At 65.6% G+C, this 14920-nt stretch carries 17 protein-coding genes; 9 read left to right on the forward strand and 8 right to left on the reverse strand.

Going from position 1 to position 14920, the window contains the following annotated elements:
• The first annotated feature begins 20 nt into the window (after positions 1–20).
• From BJA_RS20865 to BJA_RS20875, 3 genes are all read left to right on the forward strand, one after another.
• Positions 21–971 carry a DUF2778 domain-containing protein gene (locus BJA_RS20865; RefSeq protein WP_028171170.1) on the forward strand — a complete coding sequence of 317 codons (951 nt, stop codon included), beginning with the start codon at positions 21–23 and terminating at the stop codon, positions 969–971.
• A gap of 66 nt (positions 972–1037) precedes the next feature.
• Positions 1038–1295: a hypothetical protein gene (locus BJA_RS20870; RefSeq protein ID WP_038966815.1), complete on the forward strand. Its 258-nt coding sequence runs from the start codon at positions 1038–1040 to the stop codon at positions 1293–1295.
• 91 nt (positions 1296–1386) lie between these two features.
• Entirely contained in the window at positions 1387–1890 is a 504-nt protein-coding gene (locus tag BJA_RS20875) for an SMI1/KNR4 family protein (protein WP_162494087.1), read from the forward strand.
• Between the two features lie 104 nt (positions 1891–1994).
• Here BJA_RS20875 and BJA_RS20880 read toward each other — a convergent pair whose 3' ends face one another.
• Positions 1995–3665 carry a tannase/feruloyl esterase family alpha/beta hydrolase gene (locus BJA_RS20880; protein WP_340626865.1) on the reverse strand — a complete coding sequence of 557 codons (1671 nt, stop codon included), beginning with the start codon at positions 3663–3665 and terminating at the stop codon, positions 1995–1997.
• A gap of 183 nt (positions 3666–3848) precedes the next feature.
• Positions 3849–4106, reverse strand: coding sequence for a hypothetical protein (locus BJA_RS20885; protein WP_028171174.1), 258 nt, complete (start codon positions 4104–4106; stop codon positions 3849–3851).
• Positions 4107–4350: 244 nt separating this feature from the next.
• Between BJA_RS20885 and BJA_RS20890 the strand changes: the two genes are divergently transcribed.
• Both BJA_RS20890 and BJA_RS20895 read left to right on the forward strand, forming a co-directional pair.
• Entirely contained in the window at positions 4351–4899 is a 549-nt protein-coding gene (locus tag BJA_RS20890; protein ID WP_011086975.1) for a MarR family winged helix-turn-helix transcriptional regulator, read from the forward strand.
• 102 nt (positions 4900–5001) lie between these two features.
• A complete protein-coding gene (locus BJA_RS20895; protein WP_011086976.1) occupies positions 5002–6093 on the forward strand; it encodes a TRAP transporter substrate-binding protein in 1092 nt (363 codons plus the stop codon).
• Positions 6094–6282: 189 nt separating this feature from the next.
• Here the strand turns inward: BJA_RS20895 and BJA_RS20900 are convergent, their stop codons facing one another.
• The 6 genes from BJA_RS20900 to BJA_RS20925 all read right to left on the reverse strand — a co-directional run bounded on the left by BJA_RS20900 (position 6283) and on the right by BJA_RS20925 (position 11510).
• Positions 6283–7065 carry an ABC transporter ATP-binding protein gene (locus BJA_RS20900; RefSeq protein WP_011086977.1) on the reverse strand — a complete coding sequence of 261 codons (783 nt, stop codon included), beginning with the start codon at positions 7063–7065 and terminating at the stop codon, positions 6283–6285.
• Entirely contained in the window at positions 7053–8108 is a 1056-nt protein-coding gene (locus BJA_RS20905; protein ID WP_011086978.1) for a dihydrodipicolinate synthase family protein, read from the reverse strand. Before BJA_RS20905 ends, BJA_RS20900 begins: the two co-directional genes overlap by 13 nt.
• 6 nt (positions 8109–8114) lie before the next feature.
• On the reverse strand, positions 8115–8936 hold the full coding sequence (locus tag BJA_RS20910) for a GNAT family N-acetyltransferase (RefSeq protein WP_011086979.1): 822 nt from the start codon (positions 8934–8936) through the stop codon (positions 8115–8117).
• Complete coding sequence (locus BJA_RS20915; RefSeq protein ID WP_011086980.1) at positions 8923–9960, reverse strand: NAD-dependent epimerase/dehydratase family protein; 1038 nt, start codon at positions 9958–9960, stop codon at positions 8923–8925. The genes BJA_RS20910 and BJA_RS20915 overlap by 14 nt, the downstream gene beginning before the upstream one ends.
• A 48-nt stretch (positions 9961–10008) precedes the next feature.
• A complete protein-coding gene (locus BJA_RS20920; protein WP_011086981.1) occupies positions 10009–10779 on the reverse strand; it encodes an ABC transporter permease in 771 nt (256 codons plus the stop codon).
• A gap of 83 nt (positions 10780–10862) precedes the next feature.
• On the reverse strand, positions 10863–11510 hold the full coding sequence (locus BJA_RS20925; RefSeq protein WP_011086982.1) for a TetR/AcrR family transcriptional regulator: 648 nt from the start codon (positions 11508–11510) through the stop codon (positions 10863–10865).
• 100 nt (positions 11511–11610) lie between these two features.
• On the opposite strand from BJA_RS20925, the gene BJA_RS20930 reads away from it, so the two are divergent.
• The 4 genes from BJA_RS20930 (at position 11611) to minE (ending at position 14744) form a co-directional block, all read left to right on the forward strand.
• A complete protein-coding gene (locus tag BJA_RS20930; RefSeq protein WP_038966817.1) occupies positions 11611–12615 on the forward strand; it encodes an ABC transporter substrate-binding protein in 1005 nt (334 codons plus the stop codon).
• 318 nt (positions 12616–12933) lie between these two features.
• Entirely contained in the window at positions 12934–13629 is a 696-nt protein-coding gene (gene minC / locus BJA_RS20935; RefSeq protein ID WP_011086984.1) for a septum site-determining protein MinC, read from the forward strand.
• Between the two features lie 21 nt (positions 13630–13650).
• Positions 13651–14466, forward strand: a complete 816-nt coding sequence (gene minD, locus BJA_RS20940) for a septum site-determining protein MinD (RefSeq protein WP_011086985.1) — start codon at positions 13651–13653, stop codon at positions 14464–14466.
• On the forward strand, positions 14463–14744 hold the full coding sequence (gene minE / locus BJA_RS20945; RefSeq protein ID WP_011086986.1) for a cell division topological specificity factor MinE: 282 nt from the start codon (positions 14463–14465) through the stop codon (positions 14742–14744). The genes minD and minE overlap by 4 nt, the downstream gene beginning before the upstream one ends.
• The last annotated feature ends 176 nt before the right edge of the window (positions 14745–14920 follow it).

Consider the following 14920-nt stretch of genomic DNA (forward strand, 5'->3'; position numbering starts at 1 on the left):
TCGGGCGGGCCGAGACGATTCTGCTGTCTCTGGCCGCTGTTGCGCTGTCGCTCGGTGCCGCCGCCTGGGTCGCCGATATGGGCGATTCGACCCCGCTGGTTTCCGCCGCGCTACCGCCGGCCAATGCCCCTTCCTTCGAGGACCGTTTTGCTTCGGCATCTGGCAGCGCGCCCGCCCGCGAGCTCGGCCTGCGGACGCTGGAGCGCTCTGCCCTGAATGCGGTCCAGCTCAAGCTGCGCGATGCCAAGGCGATGCTGGCTCAGAAACTCCAGGGCGACGACTGGCGCTCGACCCTGACCGAAGATGACCGGACGGCGGTTGACGAGAGGCGGCCCTCGGAGCGTGCCGACGCGGTCCCGATGCCGCGTTCGCGGCCGGTGCAGGCGGACTTCTCGGCCCAGATCGCGTCCAGCCAGGCCTATGCCGACACCACCCCCAGGGTCGACAACCGCAACTTCTTCGAAAAATTCACCGACAAGATCAAGCTGGCCTCGCTGACCCCCGGCGATGGCCTGTTCAGCAAGGCGCCGGATCTCGCCGCCCTCGGCTATGATTCGCGCACGGCGGTCTACGACATCTCGGCCAAGGCGCTTTACCTGCCGAGCGGCCTCGCGCTGGAAGCGCATTCGGGCATGGGCGCGCTGATGGACGACCCCCAGCATGTGGATCAGCGCATGGTGGGCGCGACCCCGCCCGCGACCTACGATCTGAAGCCGCGCGAAAAGCTGTTCCACGGCATCCGCGCGCTGCGCTTGACGCCCGCCGAGGGCACCAGCGCGCTCGGCCGCGTCGGCCTTCTCACCCACAGCTACATGCTCGGGCCGCGTGGCGATTCCAACGGCTGCGTCTCGATCAAGGACTATGAGCGCTTCCTCAAGGCCTACGACAACGGCGAGTTCAACCGCCTGGTCGTGGTGCCGAGCCTGAGAGGATCGGCGACCGCGTCACAGCGCGGCAGCACCGACTCCTGATATTTGCCTGCCGCGGCGGGGCTGCCGTTTCCCCTTCGTTAAGCCGTCCTTGTCCAGAAGCAGCCCATGAGTGATCCCCAGAATTCCGAGACCCCGCTGCGTACGACGTTCAAGATCAAGCTGAACGGTGACACGCTGGCGATCGCGACCGTCGGCCAGGCCTATCAATTCCTCACCAACTTCAAGTCGGTCGAGTGGATGGAATTCCGCTCGCTGCACGAGGAAGCCATCTCGGCCCTGGAAGGCGCCGCCGGCAACGCCATGCTCGCGGTGCAGGCGACCAACGCCGTGCGCGCGCTGTTCGTCAGCGCGAAGCTGCTCTGAGACAGCCGTTACTCCCCTCCAATCGTCGAACCCGCTCCCGAATGCCTGCGACGAAGGCGTGGCGCGCTTCTGCGCCGAGGAACGGGATCGCATGAATATCGCAGTCTTCATTGCCGGCGTTGATCGCGCCCGCGCGGAGCAACCGACGCTCGCAGCGCTCGAGGCATTCGAAAAATCCATCGGCTGCCGCTTGCCGGACGAGTATCGCCAGTTCCTGCTGGCCTGCGCCGGCGGCTATTTCCAGGGCTCTGCCGAGTTCAACTGGCCGCAAGGGCACTGGGCCGGCGCGGTCCAGGAGGTGCTGGGATTGCGGCGCGATGAATGCTCGCTGGTCCAGACGCGTCAGACTCCGCAATGGCCGACCGTCGATGAACTCCTCTGGATCATGAGCGACCACGGCGGCAACCCGATCTGCATGACGATCGACAAGGCGCATTTCGGCAAGATCTGGTTCATCGATCACGAGATCGCCGAATACGAGAAGCCCTGGACGCTTGCCGAGGCGATGTCGAACGAATGGGGTTACGTGCTGCCGCTCGCACCGACATTCGGCGATTTCGTCGCCGGATTGTATGAGCAGGCTGACGCCTCGTGAGAATCTGCTCGGGTCCCGGCTCTGCAGCGCATCGCGCTCGACGATGCTTCGCATCGCGAGGGAGACGCTGCGCTGCGTCCGGGGCACGAGAGGAAGCAGGACGATCAGTGCCTGCCGTCGCCATGCCCATCGTCGTCATCATGGAAGTCGTGGTCGCCGCCCGGCCTGAAGCCGGGGTCGATGCAGGCGAAATTGCCGGCATCGTTGGTCATGCCGCTGCCCTTGTAGGCTGCAATCTTCGGATAGACGCATAGCGGCCTCGTGCCGCTGGCCGGGAAGTTCATGGCTATGCGCGGATCAAAAAGTCCGCCGGTCGGGTAGGGCGAGGTGGCGTTGGTATTGGTCGCGACAATGCGTTCAGGCGCGATGCCTTTCTCGACCCAGTCGGTGATGGCCTTGACCTCGTTCTGCGCGAAGCTCGCGGTGGCCGCACCGCCGCCGCAATGGGCCATGTTCGGCACCATGAACAGCCGCGCGAAGTCGGTCGCGCGCCCGTTCATGCAACTGTCCATGTTGCGATACCAGCGGGCGATGGCAGCACCGGAGAAAATGCCGTCATTGACGGAGGAGGAGACGATCAGCTTGCCGCCGCGCGCCCTGAACGGCCGCAGGTCGGTCGAGACCGCGGCCATGAAGTCCATGCTGCTTTCAGGATAGGCTTGCGTCTTCGCGAAGATCTTCGGCGCGTCGGTGTCGAAGTTGAAGCGGAACACGAAGGCTTCCTGGCCGTTCGGCCCGTTGACGGGCGTGACGACGGGCGGGGTCTGGAAGATCATCGGGATCGCGCCTGCGCCGAGCGTCAGGTTGATCGCGGTGTTGACGTTCGGCACCGGCGCGGTGACGACGTTCCAGAGTTGCCAGCCGGCGCCGGGCGCGGTGGGCGGCGTCCAGATGCCGGCATCCCAGAACCAGTTCGAATACAGCCGTTGGCCGCGGGAATTGACCGGCCCGGCATAGATCTTCTTCAGCGCGTCCACCTGCGCGCCGGTCAGGCACGTGCCGCCATGCGGCGTGCTGCCGTGCGAGCCGGTGCCGCAGGTGTAGCTGGCGAGCGCCGGATACACCTTCTTCGCCGTGCAGGCGTGATAATTGTCGACGATGCCGTCGACCAGCCCGTCGAGCGCGTCGCAGGCGCTCAGGATCGCGGCCGAGGCCACCTGGAGATCCTGCACCGGAAACGTGTCGGGAATGAAGGGCTGTCCGTTGACGTCCTTGCTGGTGGCGAGCGTGCCGAGCACCTGCTCGTTCCAGGCTTCCGCAAGGGCCGCCTGTGGCAGGTTGAAGCCGGGATTTTGCGAGATCACACCGTCGAACAGCCAGGGGAAGCGCTGCGACGCCATCATGGCGTCACGTCCGCCGTTCGAGCAGCCCGTGATGTAGGAATAGACGGTGTCGAGGCCGTAGTAATAGGAGATGATCTGCTTCGAGATCGTCGCGGTCTTTTCGATGCCGTTGTAGCCGTAGTCCCTGCGCGCCTGGGCGTCGATCGCGAAATGCGCGGAGCCACCGGCATTGGCATCGTCGTCCTGATGTCCGCCGACCGGATTGCTGGCGTTGTCTTCATGCCCGCCGTCGTCGGCGGCCACGGCCCAGCCCTGACCGAGTTCGACGCCGGCGGCGCCCTGCGGATCGGCCTGGAGGCTGCCGTCGGTGCCGCCGCCGCCCATCATCTCGAAACGGCCATGCCAGGTATCGGGCAGATTGAGCGCGAAGCCGATCCCGTAAGTGAAATGATCGGGGTCCTGCGTCGAGACGCGCTTGTTGATGATGCCGATACACGTTGCAGTAGCCCGCCTTCTGGGTCGCGCTCAGGATCTGCGTGTTCGGCAGCGTGAGGCCGGTGAGGGCCGTGCAGGACGCGCGCGGGGCAACACCACTCGGCGGCAGGCCGTGGGCCATTGCCTGCGGGCCGAGAGCCGTCCAACCGGCAACAATGGTCGAGGCGAGAAGTAATCGTTTCATGTCATGCCCTCCAGCTTGATGATTGTCGAAAGCAGCGGTCGTCCACGCGACATCGTGCGGCGCCGGCCGTTGCGGCAGGCGTCGTCAAGGCTGCAAGCGATGTCGCTGTCGGTCGGGACGTCCTGGTCGTCGGGAGGCCGGGGAGCTTCGCGATGCGGATCGCAGCGCGCGGAACGCAATGCGCCGACGGCCGCAATCGTGTCGCCGCGATGCGCGATGGCATGCGGATCGTCGCCGTTCCCTGATGCAGGCACCGACGTTAGCTCCCCTGAAGCCTGCTCGTGTGACGGCAGGTTTTCTTGATCCTTAGGCAAGCGATGTTGCCGTGTCAACATGACGCAACACGCGAGTCCGCGGTGCAACCTGTCGTAGAAGCTGCATCGGCAAGGCGCGACGCCGCGCGGCTTCTCGATCCCGGTCCGCTGCGATAGACTTGGCGTTCGAATCCCGGACCACCGGGCGGATGCCGCCGCGCCGGCTTGTGAAAGATGGTCGTCGATGGAGAAGGCTGGCGTCAGGAAGCGATCCCCGAAGGGAGCGTCGCGCAGGGCGCAGGTTGCAAAGCCGGCGCGATCCGCCTCGCGTGCCGCGCCGGCCGGAAAGCCCGCCCGGCCAAAGCTGCTTGCCTCGGACGATCTGTCCCGTTCACTCGGCTATCGCATCCGGCGGGCCCAGCTCTGGGTGTTCAGGGATGTCAGCCGGCGGCTGGCCGCCTTCGACATCAGTCCGGCGCAGTTCTCCGTGTTGTCGGTGATCGAAGCCAATCCCGGCGTCAATCAGCTTGCCATCGCGCAATCCCTGTCGATCGAGCGGGCGGGGCTCGGGCGGCTGGTGGATCATCTGGAGCGGCGCGGGCTGGTGCAGCGTTCGGCCTCCGCCGTCAACCGCCGCTACTACGTGCTGTATGTGACCCAGACCGGCGCCGCGCTCCTCGGCCGCTTGCGGCCGTCGATCGCCGAAAGCGAGAAGACCCTCGCCGCCAGGATCGGGCCGCGCGCGTACAAGGAATTGCAGCGAGCGCTGTCGATCTTCCTCCAGGACACTTGATCCGGAACACCTTGAACTCGGCGACGGGAACGGGCAAACGGTCTGCGAAGACCGTGGCCCAGGCCATCCATTTGAAGCCTTGCTTTAGGGAGAGACCCCATCATGAAACGCCGTACATTCCTCCAGGGTGGCGCGGTCGCCGGCGCGACGACGCTGGTTGCTGCACCCGCGATTGCGCAAGGCGCGCCCGAGATCAAATGGCGCCTGACCTCGAGCTTCCCGAAATCGCTCGACACGATCTACGGCACGGCGCAGACCTTCGCGAAATACGTCGCTGACGCCACCGACAACAAATTTCAGATCCAGACCTTTGCGGCCGGCGAGCTCGTCCCCGGTTTGCAGGCGCTCGACGCCGTCAGCGCGGCCTCCGTCGAGATGGCGCAGACGCCGCTCTACTTCTACATCGGCAAGGAGCCGGCGCTGGCCTATGCCACCGGCGCGCCGTTCGGCATGAACCATCGCCATCAGGAGTCCTGGTGGTATTTCGGCGGCGGCGCCGATCTCGCCAACGAGGCGCTGAAGCCGTTCAAGGCGCATGCGATCCTCTGCGGCAACTCCGGCACCCAGATGGGCGGCTGGTTCCGCAAGGAGATCAAGACCGTCGACGATCTCAAGGGTCTCAAATTCCGCATCGCCGGCATGGGCGGCCATGTGCTGGCGCGCCTCGGCATCGTGCCGCAGCAGCTCGCCGGCGGCGACGTCTATTCGGCCCTGGAGAAGGGCTCGATCGACGCCGCCGAATTCGTCGGTCCCTATGACGACGAGAAGCTCGGCTTCCAGAAGGTGGCCAAATACTACTACTTCCCCGGCTGGTGGGAAGGCGGCGCCATGCTGCACATGATCGTCAATGACGAGAAGTGGGCTTCGCTGCCCAAGCACTACCAGGCCATCGTCAACCAGGCCGCCTCTGCGGCCGGCGCCTGGATGCTCGAGAAGTACGACAGCGTGAACCCGGCGGCGCTGAAGCGGCTGATCGCCAACGGCGCCGAGCTGAAGGCGTTCCCGCAGCCGGTGCTGGAGGCTTGCTACAACGCGACTCAGGAGCACCTGAACGAGCTCGCTGCCAAGAGCGACCTGTTCAAGCGGACCAAGGAGAGCCACGACGCGTATATGAAGGAGCTGCTGTTCTACACGCAGATCGCGGAAAACTTCTACGACAACTATTTGCTCAGCAAGATGCGCAACAAGACCTGATTGCAGCAAGAGGGCGCGGTGTTTTCAGGCGTGATCCGAAGGACACTGTCATTCCGGGGCGCGCCTCTTGGCGGGAGCTATGATGCGCAATTGCGCATCTGAGAATCCATTTCACCGCGTGTCTTGCCGCCCGATGGATTCCGGGCTCGCGACTTCGTCGCGCCCCGGAATGACGGCGGAGGGAGCGGTTTACGCCGCGCCCAGCCCGAGCTTTGCGTAGATGCGCCGCGCATAGGCACCGAACGCATCCGTCGTCTTGAGCGGAAGGTCGCGCGGGAAGGGCAGGTCGATCGGGAAGTAATCGGCCATCTTCGCCGGGCCCGCGGTCAGCACGGCGCAATGCGAGGACAGGAACACCGCTTCCTGGATCGAATGCGTGACGAAGATGATGGTCTTGCCGCTCTCGCGCCAGATCCGCAGCATCTCCAGGTTCATCTGCTCGCGCGTCAAGGCGTCCAGCGCGCCGAACGGCTCGTCCATCAGGATTAGCTTGGGATCGTGGATGAAGGCCCGCGCGATGGCGGTGCGCTGCTGCATGCCGCCTGACAGCTGCTGCGGATATTTCTGCTCGTAGCCGGTAAGCCCGACGAGGTTGAGCAAGTCGCGCGCCCGCTCGCGCGCGGCTTTCATCGGTAGCCCCACGATCTCGGCCGGCAGCAGCACGTTGTCCAGGATCGTGCGCCATTTCAGCAGCAGCGCCTGCTGGAATACCATGCCGATGTCGCGGGTCGGATCGAACGGGCTCCTGGCGCTGCCGATCTTCACGGTGCCGCCGTCGGCGCCGTGCAGGCCCGCCAGAATCTTCATCACCGTGGTCTTGCCGCAGCCGGACGGGCCGACCAGCGAGACCAGCTCGCCTTCCTTCACGTCCATGGTGACGTCGGAGACGGCGAGAAACTCCGCGCCGCCGCTGCGGTAAATTTTCCGGACGCCGCGCAGGCTGATGAAGGGCTCTTCCGTCATGCCAGCCATTTGCTGAGGTTGGCGGCCACGAAGTCATCGTCGCTGAGGTCGGCGTGCTCGCGGCAGACGCGGTCGATCTCCTCCTTTTGGCCGGGGCTGAGGCCCTCGGCCGGATCGAGGCACCACAGCCCCTGCATCAGGCCCTGGCGCCGCAGGATCTCGTGGCAGCCGGCGATGCAGCCGTGGAAATTGTTGGCGACGTCGAAGAAGGCGCTGTTGCAATCGGTGACGCGGGCATCGAGCGCGAGCAGGTCGGCCGGCACGCTGTCCTTGTGCCGCGCCGCCTTGCAGCGCTCGAATTGCCCGATCGCGCTCGCCGTCCAGACCGACCAATGGCCGAGCAGTCCGCCCTTGAAATAGGTGCGCGTGGTGACGCCGTTGTCGCGCAGGTCGAACGGCAGCATGAGATCGAGCAGGATATGGTCATCATTGCCGGTGTAGAGCGCGACGCGGTCGAGCGCACCCGCGGCTGCGACGCCGCGCAGCACGTCGAGCGTGCGGTAGCGGTTGAACGGCGCGATCTTGATCGCGATCACATTGTCGATCGAGGCAAAGCGTTGCCAGAATTGGCTCGACAGGATGACGCCGCCGACGGCCGGCTGGAGATAGAAGCCGACCAACGGAATTTCGGCGGCGACCGCGGTGCAGTGCGCGATAATCTCGTCCTCGGAGGCGCTCTTCATCGCGGCGAGGCTGAGCAGGCCGGCGTGATAGCCGATGTCGCGCGCGGTGCGCGCTTCAGTGGTTGCCTGCCTGGTCGGACCGGCAAGTCCCGCGACCATCGCCAGCGGACGCCTGGTCCAGCTCGCCGCGGTCTCGGCGGCGAGCTCCAGCACGGGACGGTAGAGGCCGACGTCGCGGATCGCGAACTGCGTCGTATGCACGCCGACCGCAAGGCCGCCGGCGCCGGCGTCGATGTAGTAGCGCGTCAGCGCGCGCTGATGCGTCTTGTCGAGCTTTCGCTCGGCGGTGAGCGCAAGAGGGTGCGCCGGCAGCACGGTGCCGTCGGCGATCAGCTTGCGAACGTCGGCATTGATCTGGCTGTGGTGCATGATGTCCTATCCAAATTCAGGGCCGGCGACGGCGAATGGCATTTCCTCGCCCGCGGCGGTGGCGGGGCCGAAGCGCATGCGCTGGAACGGGCGTTCGACGGTCCAGCCCGAAGCGGTCAATCCCTCCAGGAACGCGCCTTGCGAGGCGACAGCGTCGAGCAGGAGGGGGCGGGTCTCGGATCGCGCGATCGCCTGGACCAGGGCCAGCGCTTCGACGGCATGATCTGCGAACAAGGGACCGATGTGGCGCGCGGTTCTGCCGTCGCGGACCAGCGCGATGCATCCGTTCGCTGCGACGATACGCGAGGTGGAGCGCTGTGCGAAGGCGGTCAGGAGGGCGGTCCGGTCGAAACCGGTGACCCGCCGGTCCCGTGCACAAAGCGCGTCGAGCGTCGCGGCCGCAGGCGCCCGCGCGGACGCTTGCGTTGAATTGACCAATTTCAGCCGGCGCAATTGCAGGGTCGGTGTGAAGCCGAGCGGCCCGTATACGGCGGCACCATCGGGGGTCGCGTCGAGCCAGCTGGTCAGGCCGTTCCTGCGCGCCGTCTCCAGACAGGCGTCGACGAGGCGCGTTGCAAGGCCACGGCGGCGATGCGTGTCTGATACCAGCACCATGCTGATCCAGGCGTTGCTGCCGGAATACGGCAGCAGTGCCGCCGTCGCGACCAGCCGCATGCCATCGCGAATGCCGAACACGACGCCGTCGCGCAGGAAGATGCGCCAGTCCTCCTCGGTCTGGTTCCAGTGCGCTTCGACCGACAGCACGAGCCCGGCGATCGCATCGTCCGCGCCGAGCTTGATGATGGGCGGATCGTCAATAGCGGCCATCGCGCACCTCGTATTTGGTGGGCTTGCCGAGGCTCGGCATGGCGCGGGACACCCAGTCCGCGGTCCAGGCGATCAACTGCTCGGTGTCGACGACCGGCAGACCGAACAGCTCGACCGCCTGCGAGGTATCGGTCAGCCACGCCGTCGGCTCTTCCTCGCCGGTCAGCACCGGGGCGCGGCCGAAGCGAGCGCCGAATTTCGCGGCGAGATCGCGCACGGCGAGAATCTCATGGCCGCTGACATTGATCGGCGAGGTCGGCGCCGTGCAATGGGCAAGGCACCGCAGCGCCTGCGCGGACGCATCGCCCTGCCAGATGAAATTGACGTGGCCGAGGCTGACGTCGATCGGCGTGCCCGTCAGCACCTTCGTGGCGATGTCGTGCAGCACGCCATAGCGCATGTCGATCGCGTAATTGAGCCGGAACAGCCGGCCCGGCGTCGAAAACTTGCGCGAAAAATACTCGAACATGCGCTCGCGGCCGACGCAGGACTGGGCGTATTCGCCGGGCGGATTTGGCGCCATGTCCTCGGTCGCGCCTTTGCCGTCGACCGGCGCGAAGGGATAGACGCAGCCGGTCGAGAACGCCACGATCCGCGACGACGGGAAGGCCTGCGCGACGAGGGCCGGGACATGCGCGTTCATCGCCCATGTCAGCGACAGATCGCCCTCGGCGCCGAACTTGCGGCCGGCCATGAAGACGATGTTGGGCGCCCTCGGCAGCGCGTTGATCGCGGCCTCGTCGAGCAGGTCGCAATTGATCGTCTCGACGCCGCGCCGATGCAGCCAGTCCTTGACGCCCGCCTCGCTGAAGCGCGCGACGCCGATGACGCGGCGATCCGGCGCGGCGGCTTTGGCGAGCCCCGCCAGCGTCGGGCCCATCTTCCCGGCGACGCCGAGGATCATGATGTCGCCCTCGACCTTGTTGAGGTCGTCGATCAGCGCCTGGGTCGGCCGGCACAGGAGATCGTCGAGCGCGGCGATGTCAGGAATGGTCTTCGGCAGCGTCTGGCGGGTGAGGAGCATCGGTCGGTCCTTGGTCAGTCAGGTTTTCCGTTTTCAGGTCTGCCGTTATCAAGTCTGTCTTGCATCGCCGACCACGAACATGCGCTCGAGGGCGAGCACGAGGCCGTAGAGGGCGACGCCGAGCAGCGTCAGCAGCACCACGGCCATCACCATCGCTGGGGTGTCGAGCGAGGACTGCACCTGGATCATGAGGTAGCCGAGCCCGCGCTCGGAGGCGATGAACTCGCCGACGATGGCGCCGGCGACCGCCAGGATGGCGCCGACCTTCATGCCGGAGAACACGTAGGGCAGCGATCCCGGCAGCTGGATCTTGCGGAACAGCGTCCAGCGCGAGCCGCGCAGCGATTTGACGAGATCGAGCAGATCCGGTTCGACCTCGCGCAGGCCGCGGGCGGTGGTGAGCAGGATCGGGAAGAAGCAGATGCTGAAGGCGATCAGGATGTTCGGCACGATGCCGTAGGAGAACCAGACGATCAGAAGCGGGCCGAGCGCGACCTTCGGGATCATGTTCAGCGTCACGAACAGCGGCAGCAGCACCATGCTGACCAGCGGCGCCCAGCTGAAGATCACCGCGAGGGTGATGCCGACGAATGCGCCGAGTGCGAAGCCGCCGAGGATCTCGATCGCCGTCACCAGCGTGTTGGAGCCCCAGGCGTAGCTCGCGGTTCCCAGTGTCTGCACGGTCGCGAGCGGCGAGGGCAGGATGAATTTCGGCACGTGGAAGGCATCGACCGCGACCTGCCACAGCACGAGCACGGCGAGGTGCACGATCAGGATGATCGCAAAGCTGCGGGCCGGGCCTGCTCCGTCACCTGCCACCTTTCGCTCCCCGTTGCTCGTGGCCTCTCCGCCACGACGGCAAGCCTAACCGTCCCCGGGGCAAGTTTCAACCATCTGGTTGATTATGGCCGGAGCGACTGGAGCACCAGGTCGACGACATGCCTGCGCCGGGCACGGCGCTGGGCGCGGCTCGACAGGTCCTTGCCGAAGATCGCCGAGAGCGTCGGCGTGTTGGAGAAGAAGAAGTAGCTGAGGCCCGCGATGGAGATGTAAAGCTGGACGGGGTCGATCCCTTTCCGGAAAAGTCCGCAACGCACGCCCTCATGGAGGATGTGGGAGACGCTTTTCACCAGCGGGGAATGCATCGCCTCCAGCCGCGTGGACCCGCGGACATGACGGGCACCGCCGCGGTTCTCGTCGTTCAGAAGCACGATGAAATCAGGGTTTGCCGCCAGGTGGTCGAACGAGGCTTCGATCAGCCGGCGGATCGCCTTGTCGGGCGGCAGGCCTTCCAGATTGAGCCTGCGCTCCTGCTCGCGGATGTCCTCATAGACCCATTCGAGCACGGCGAGGTAGAGCGCGTCCTTGTCGCCGAAGTAGTGGTAGACGAGCTGCTTGTTGACGCCGGCGCGCTCGGCGATCTCGTCGACGCGGGCGCCCGCAAGGCCGTGCCGGGCGAACTCCAGGCGCGCCGCGGTCAGCAGCTTCTTGCGGGTGGCGACCGGGTCGCGCCGCTGCGGCACGGTGTCGCCAGATCGTTTTGCGGGCATTTCCAACCAAACAGTTGACAAGTGGAGGGCGGGCTTGTTGCATTGGTAGCCTCACATGGGGAGAGCGACAAGCCGGGTCGCGGCAATGAGGAGACAAGCGATGAAGCGTTTGCAGGCGGCGGTTGTGACCCTGATGCTCGGCTTGCCGGGCGTGCCCGCGAACGCGGGCGAGGCGGTGAACCTGATCCTGAACTGGACGCCCACGGCCGACCATTCGCCCTATTATTACGCGAAGGCGCAGGGCTGGTACGAGAAGGCCGGCATCGACCTCACCATCGAGACCGGCAAGGGCTCCGGCGTCTCCGCCGCCAAGGTCGGCTCGGGCGGCTCGCCGTTCGGCGTCGCCGACCTCGCCACCATGCTGGTGGCCAAGAGCAAGGGCGCCGACACGGTCGCGGTGATGAGCGTCTACGCCAACACCGGCCAGACCTTCTACTGGCTGAAGAGCTACGGCGTGAACGGGGTGAAGGATTTCGCCGGCCACAAGATCGGCAATCCGCCCGGGGACGCCTCGCGCGTGATGTGGCCGGCCTTCGCCAAGGCTGCAGGCCTTGCGTCTGATGCGGTCGGCTTCGTCAATATCGGGCCCACCGCAAAGGTCGCGGCGCTGAAGAGCCACACCGTCGACATCATCAGCGACTTCTACAATGAGCACGATGTGAAGGCGATCGAGTTCGGCCAGGACCTCGGCTATGTCAACTGGAAGGACATCGGGCTCAACCCTTACGGTAACTCGCTGATCGTCAACGGTGCTTACTTGCAGAAGAACCCGAAGGTGGTCGAGGATTTCGTTCGCGTCACGCAGAAGGCCTTTGCAGCCTGCGTCGCCGACGTCACGCCGTGCCTGAAGGCGCTGCTCGACCAGGTCTCCGGCCTCGACAAGGAGAACCAGGAGCGCCAGTGGGAGCGCATCAAGTTCCTGATGACGGACGAGTTCACGACGACGAAGAGCCTCGGCTGGATCGACGGCGAGCGGATGAAGAAGGACTACGAACTGGTCCAGACCTATCTCGGCATGGAGAAGCCGTTCGACGTGACGACGGCGTTCACGACCAAGATGCTGGATCCCGCCATCAAGATGGATGCGAGCAAGGTGAAGAAGTAGGGGGTAGGGGGGCTTCCGTATCGTCGTCCTGGCGAAAGCCAGGACCTCCGCGCGAGCGCTCGCGCTCGTCGCGATTACCCCAAGACGTTGTTTGGCGAAGACTCGTCGTTCGGTACTCCCACCGTCCGTAATCGATGGATTCCGCGGTATGGGTCCTGGCCTTCGCCAGGACGACACCGGAGGTCACGGCGGCTGTCCCGTGCGGACGAGCCGCCCAAGACCCACACCCAACTCACGTAACCCCGCGGAGAAATTAACCAGTCGTTAACCACATCCGCCGCATCGTTAACCATTCAATAACAGGGAACGAGTCGGCCGATGGAGGCTGCAGCAAAAGTCCAACGCCAAATGGTGCGCCTGCGCGGGCGCTCCTACGTGGCCTTCGTGTTCGTGCCGACGGTTCCGATCCTGGACTGGCTCCAGGAGATCGACGCCACCATCGCCCGTTCGCCGGGCTTCTTCGCCGGCCGGCCCGTGGTGATCGACCTGTCCTCGGTCGATCTCAGCCAGTCCGGCATCAATCATCTGCTCACCAGCCTTCAGGACCGCAACATCCGCGTGCTCGGGATCGAGGGCGTGGAGGAGGGCCGGCTGACCCCCATGATGCCGCCGCTGCTCTCGGGCGGGCGCAGCTGCGTGGTCGAGCCGAGCGCGCCGAAGAAGGTCGAGAAGGCGGAGGCCAAGCCAACCTCGCTCCTGCTCGAAAACCCCGTGCGCTCGGGCCAGACCGTGATCTTCCCCGAAGGCGACGTCACCATTCTCGGCTCCGTCGGCTCCGGCGCCGAGGTCGTCGCCGGCGGCTCCATCCACGTCTACGGCGCGCTGCGCGGCCGGGCCATGGCGGGGGTTAACGGGCACACGAGCGCCCGCATCTATTGCCAGAAGATCGAGGCCGAACTGCTTGCAATTGATGGGTTTTACCAGACTGCGGACGACATCGATGCCGCCTTGCGCGGCAAGCCGGCGCAGGCCTGGCTGCAGGGGAATACCATGCGAATTACAGCACTGAACTGACCAGCAAAGGAGACATTTCAGATGAGTAAGGTACTGGTCGTGACATCAGGCAAGGGCGGGGTCGGCAAGACCACGACGACCGCCGCGCTGGGGGCTGCCCTGGCGCAGCGCGGCGACAAGGTCGTCGTCGTCGATTTCGACGTCGGCCTGCGCAATCTCGATCTCGTCATGGGCGCCGAACGCCGCGTGGTGTTCGACCTCATCAACGTGGTGCAGGGCGTCGCAAAACTGCCGCAGGCGCTGATCCGCGACAAGCGGCTGGAGAATCTCTGGCTGCTGCCGGCCTCGCAAACCCGCGACAAGGACGCGTTGACGGAAGAGGGCGTTGGCAAGGTCATCGACGATTTGCGCGGCCGCTTCGACTGGGTGATCTGCGACAGCCCGGCCGGCATCGAGCGCGGCGCCTCCATGGCGATGCGCTTTGCCGACGAGGCCGTGATCGTCACCAATCCGGAAGTGTCCTCGGTGCGCGATTCCGATCGCATCATCGGCATGCTCGATTCCAAGACGGTGCGGGCCGAGAAGGGCGAGCGGGTCGAGAAGCACATTCTCATCACCCGCTATGATGCCTCCCGCGCGGCGCGCGGCGAGATGTTGACCATCGACGACATCCTCGAAATCCTGGCAACGCCCTTGCTCGGCATCATTCCCGAGAGCCAGGACGTGTTGAAGGCCTCCAACGTCGGCACGCCGGTGACGCTGTCGAACGCGGACGGCGCACCCGCACGGGCCTATATCGATGCGGCGAGGCGGCTGTGCGGCGAGACCGTCGCCATGCAGGTGCCGTCGGAGCGCAAGGGCTTCATGGATCGTCTGCTGCGACGGAGGGCTGCATGAGCATGGGTCTGCTCCGACTTCTCCGCGGCAACAAGGCTTCTGCACCCGTCGCACGCGAACGGCTGCAGATTCTGCTCGCGCATGAACGCGGAATGCGCGGCCAGCCCGACCTGCTCGGCGTGCTGCGTGAGGAAATTCTCGCCGTCGTGTCCAAGCACGTCACGCTGGATCCGACCAAGGTAATCGTGCGGCTCGAGCGCGGCGACGAGGTGTCGACCCTGGAGGTCGATATCGAGGTGCCAAACGATCTCGAGCGCAAGCGCGTGGCGGTCGCGTAGGGGACGCGGCCGACGACATCAGGTTTTGGGGTGGGTGAGAAGGCGGTCCGCCGGGCATGGCGGGCCGCCTTTTATCGTTGCTGCGGGTGATCGGAACGAGACCCGCGACTTGATCGTTGTAGGAAATCCGCGGCTCCACCAAGCGTGCATCGCGGTTTCATCACACGGGAGAGCAC

Origin of the sequence: Bradyrhizobium diazoefficiens USDA 110 (assembly GCF_000011365.1) — a bacterium.
In the GTDB taxonomy this organism is placed as follows: domain Bacteria; phylum Pseudomonadota; class Alphaproteobacteria; order Rhizobiales; family Xanthobacteraceae; genus Bradyrhizobium; species Bradyrhizobium diazoefficiens.

Bases quoted from the DNA above. Each gene is read 5' to 3' on its own strand.
- minE (WP_011086986.1), top strand. From the start codon at position 14,463: ATGAGCATGGGTCTGCTCCGACTTCTCCGCGGCAACAAGGCTTCTGCA.
- BJA_RS20895 (WP_011086976.1), top strand. From the start codon at position 5,002: ATGAAACGCCGTACATTCCTCCAGGGTGGCGCGGTCGCCGGCGCGACG.
- BJA_RS20900 (WP_011086977.1), bottom strand. From the start codon at position 7,065: ATGGCTGGCATGACGGAAGAGCCCTTCATCAGCCTGCGCGGCGTCCGG.
- BJA_RS20915 (WP_011086980.1), bottom strand. From the start codon at position 9,960: ATGCTCCTCACCCGCCAGACGCTGCCGAAGACCATTCCTGACATCGCC.
- BJA_RS20930 (WP_038966817.1), top strand. From the start codon at position 11,611: ATGAAGCGTTTGCAGGCGGCGGTTGTGACCCTGATGCTCGGCTTGCCG.
- BJA_RS20870 (WP_038966815.1), top strand. From the start codon at position 1,038: ATGAGTGATCCCCAGAATTCCGAGACCCCGCTGCGTACGACGTTCAAG.
- BJA_RS20925 (WP_011086982.1), bottom strand. From the start codon at position 11,510: ATGCCCGCAAAACGATCTGGCGACACCGTGCCGCAGCGGCGCGACCCG.
- BJA_RS20905 (WP_011086978.1), bottom strand. From the start codon at position 8,108: ATGCACCACAGCCAGATCAATGCCGACGTTCGCAAGCTGATCGCCGAC.
- BJA_RS20910 (WP_011086979.1), bottom strand. From the start codon at position 8,936: ATGGCCGCTATTGACGATCCGCCCATCATCAAGCTCGGCGCGGACGAT.
- BJA_RS20890 (WP_011086975.1), top strand. From the start codon at position 4,351: ATGGAGAAGGCTGGCGTCAGGAAGCGATCCCCGAAGGGAGCGTCGCGC.
- minD (WP_011086985.1), top strand. From the start codon at position 13,651: ATGAGTAAGGTACTGGTCGTGACATCAGGCAAGGGCGGGGTCGGCAAG.
- BJA_RS20875 (WP_162494087.1), top strand. From the start codon at position 1,387: ATGAATATCGCAGTCTTCATTGCCGGCGTTGATCGCGCCCGCGCGGAG.
- minC (WP_011086984.1), top strand. From the start codon at position 12,934: ATGGAGGCTGCAGCAAAAGTCCAACGCCAAATGGTGCGCCTGCGCGGG.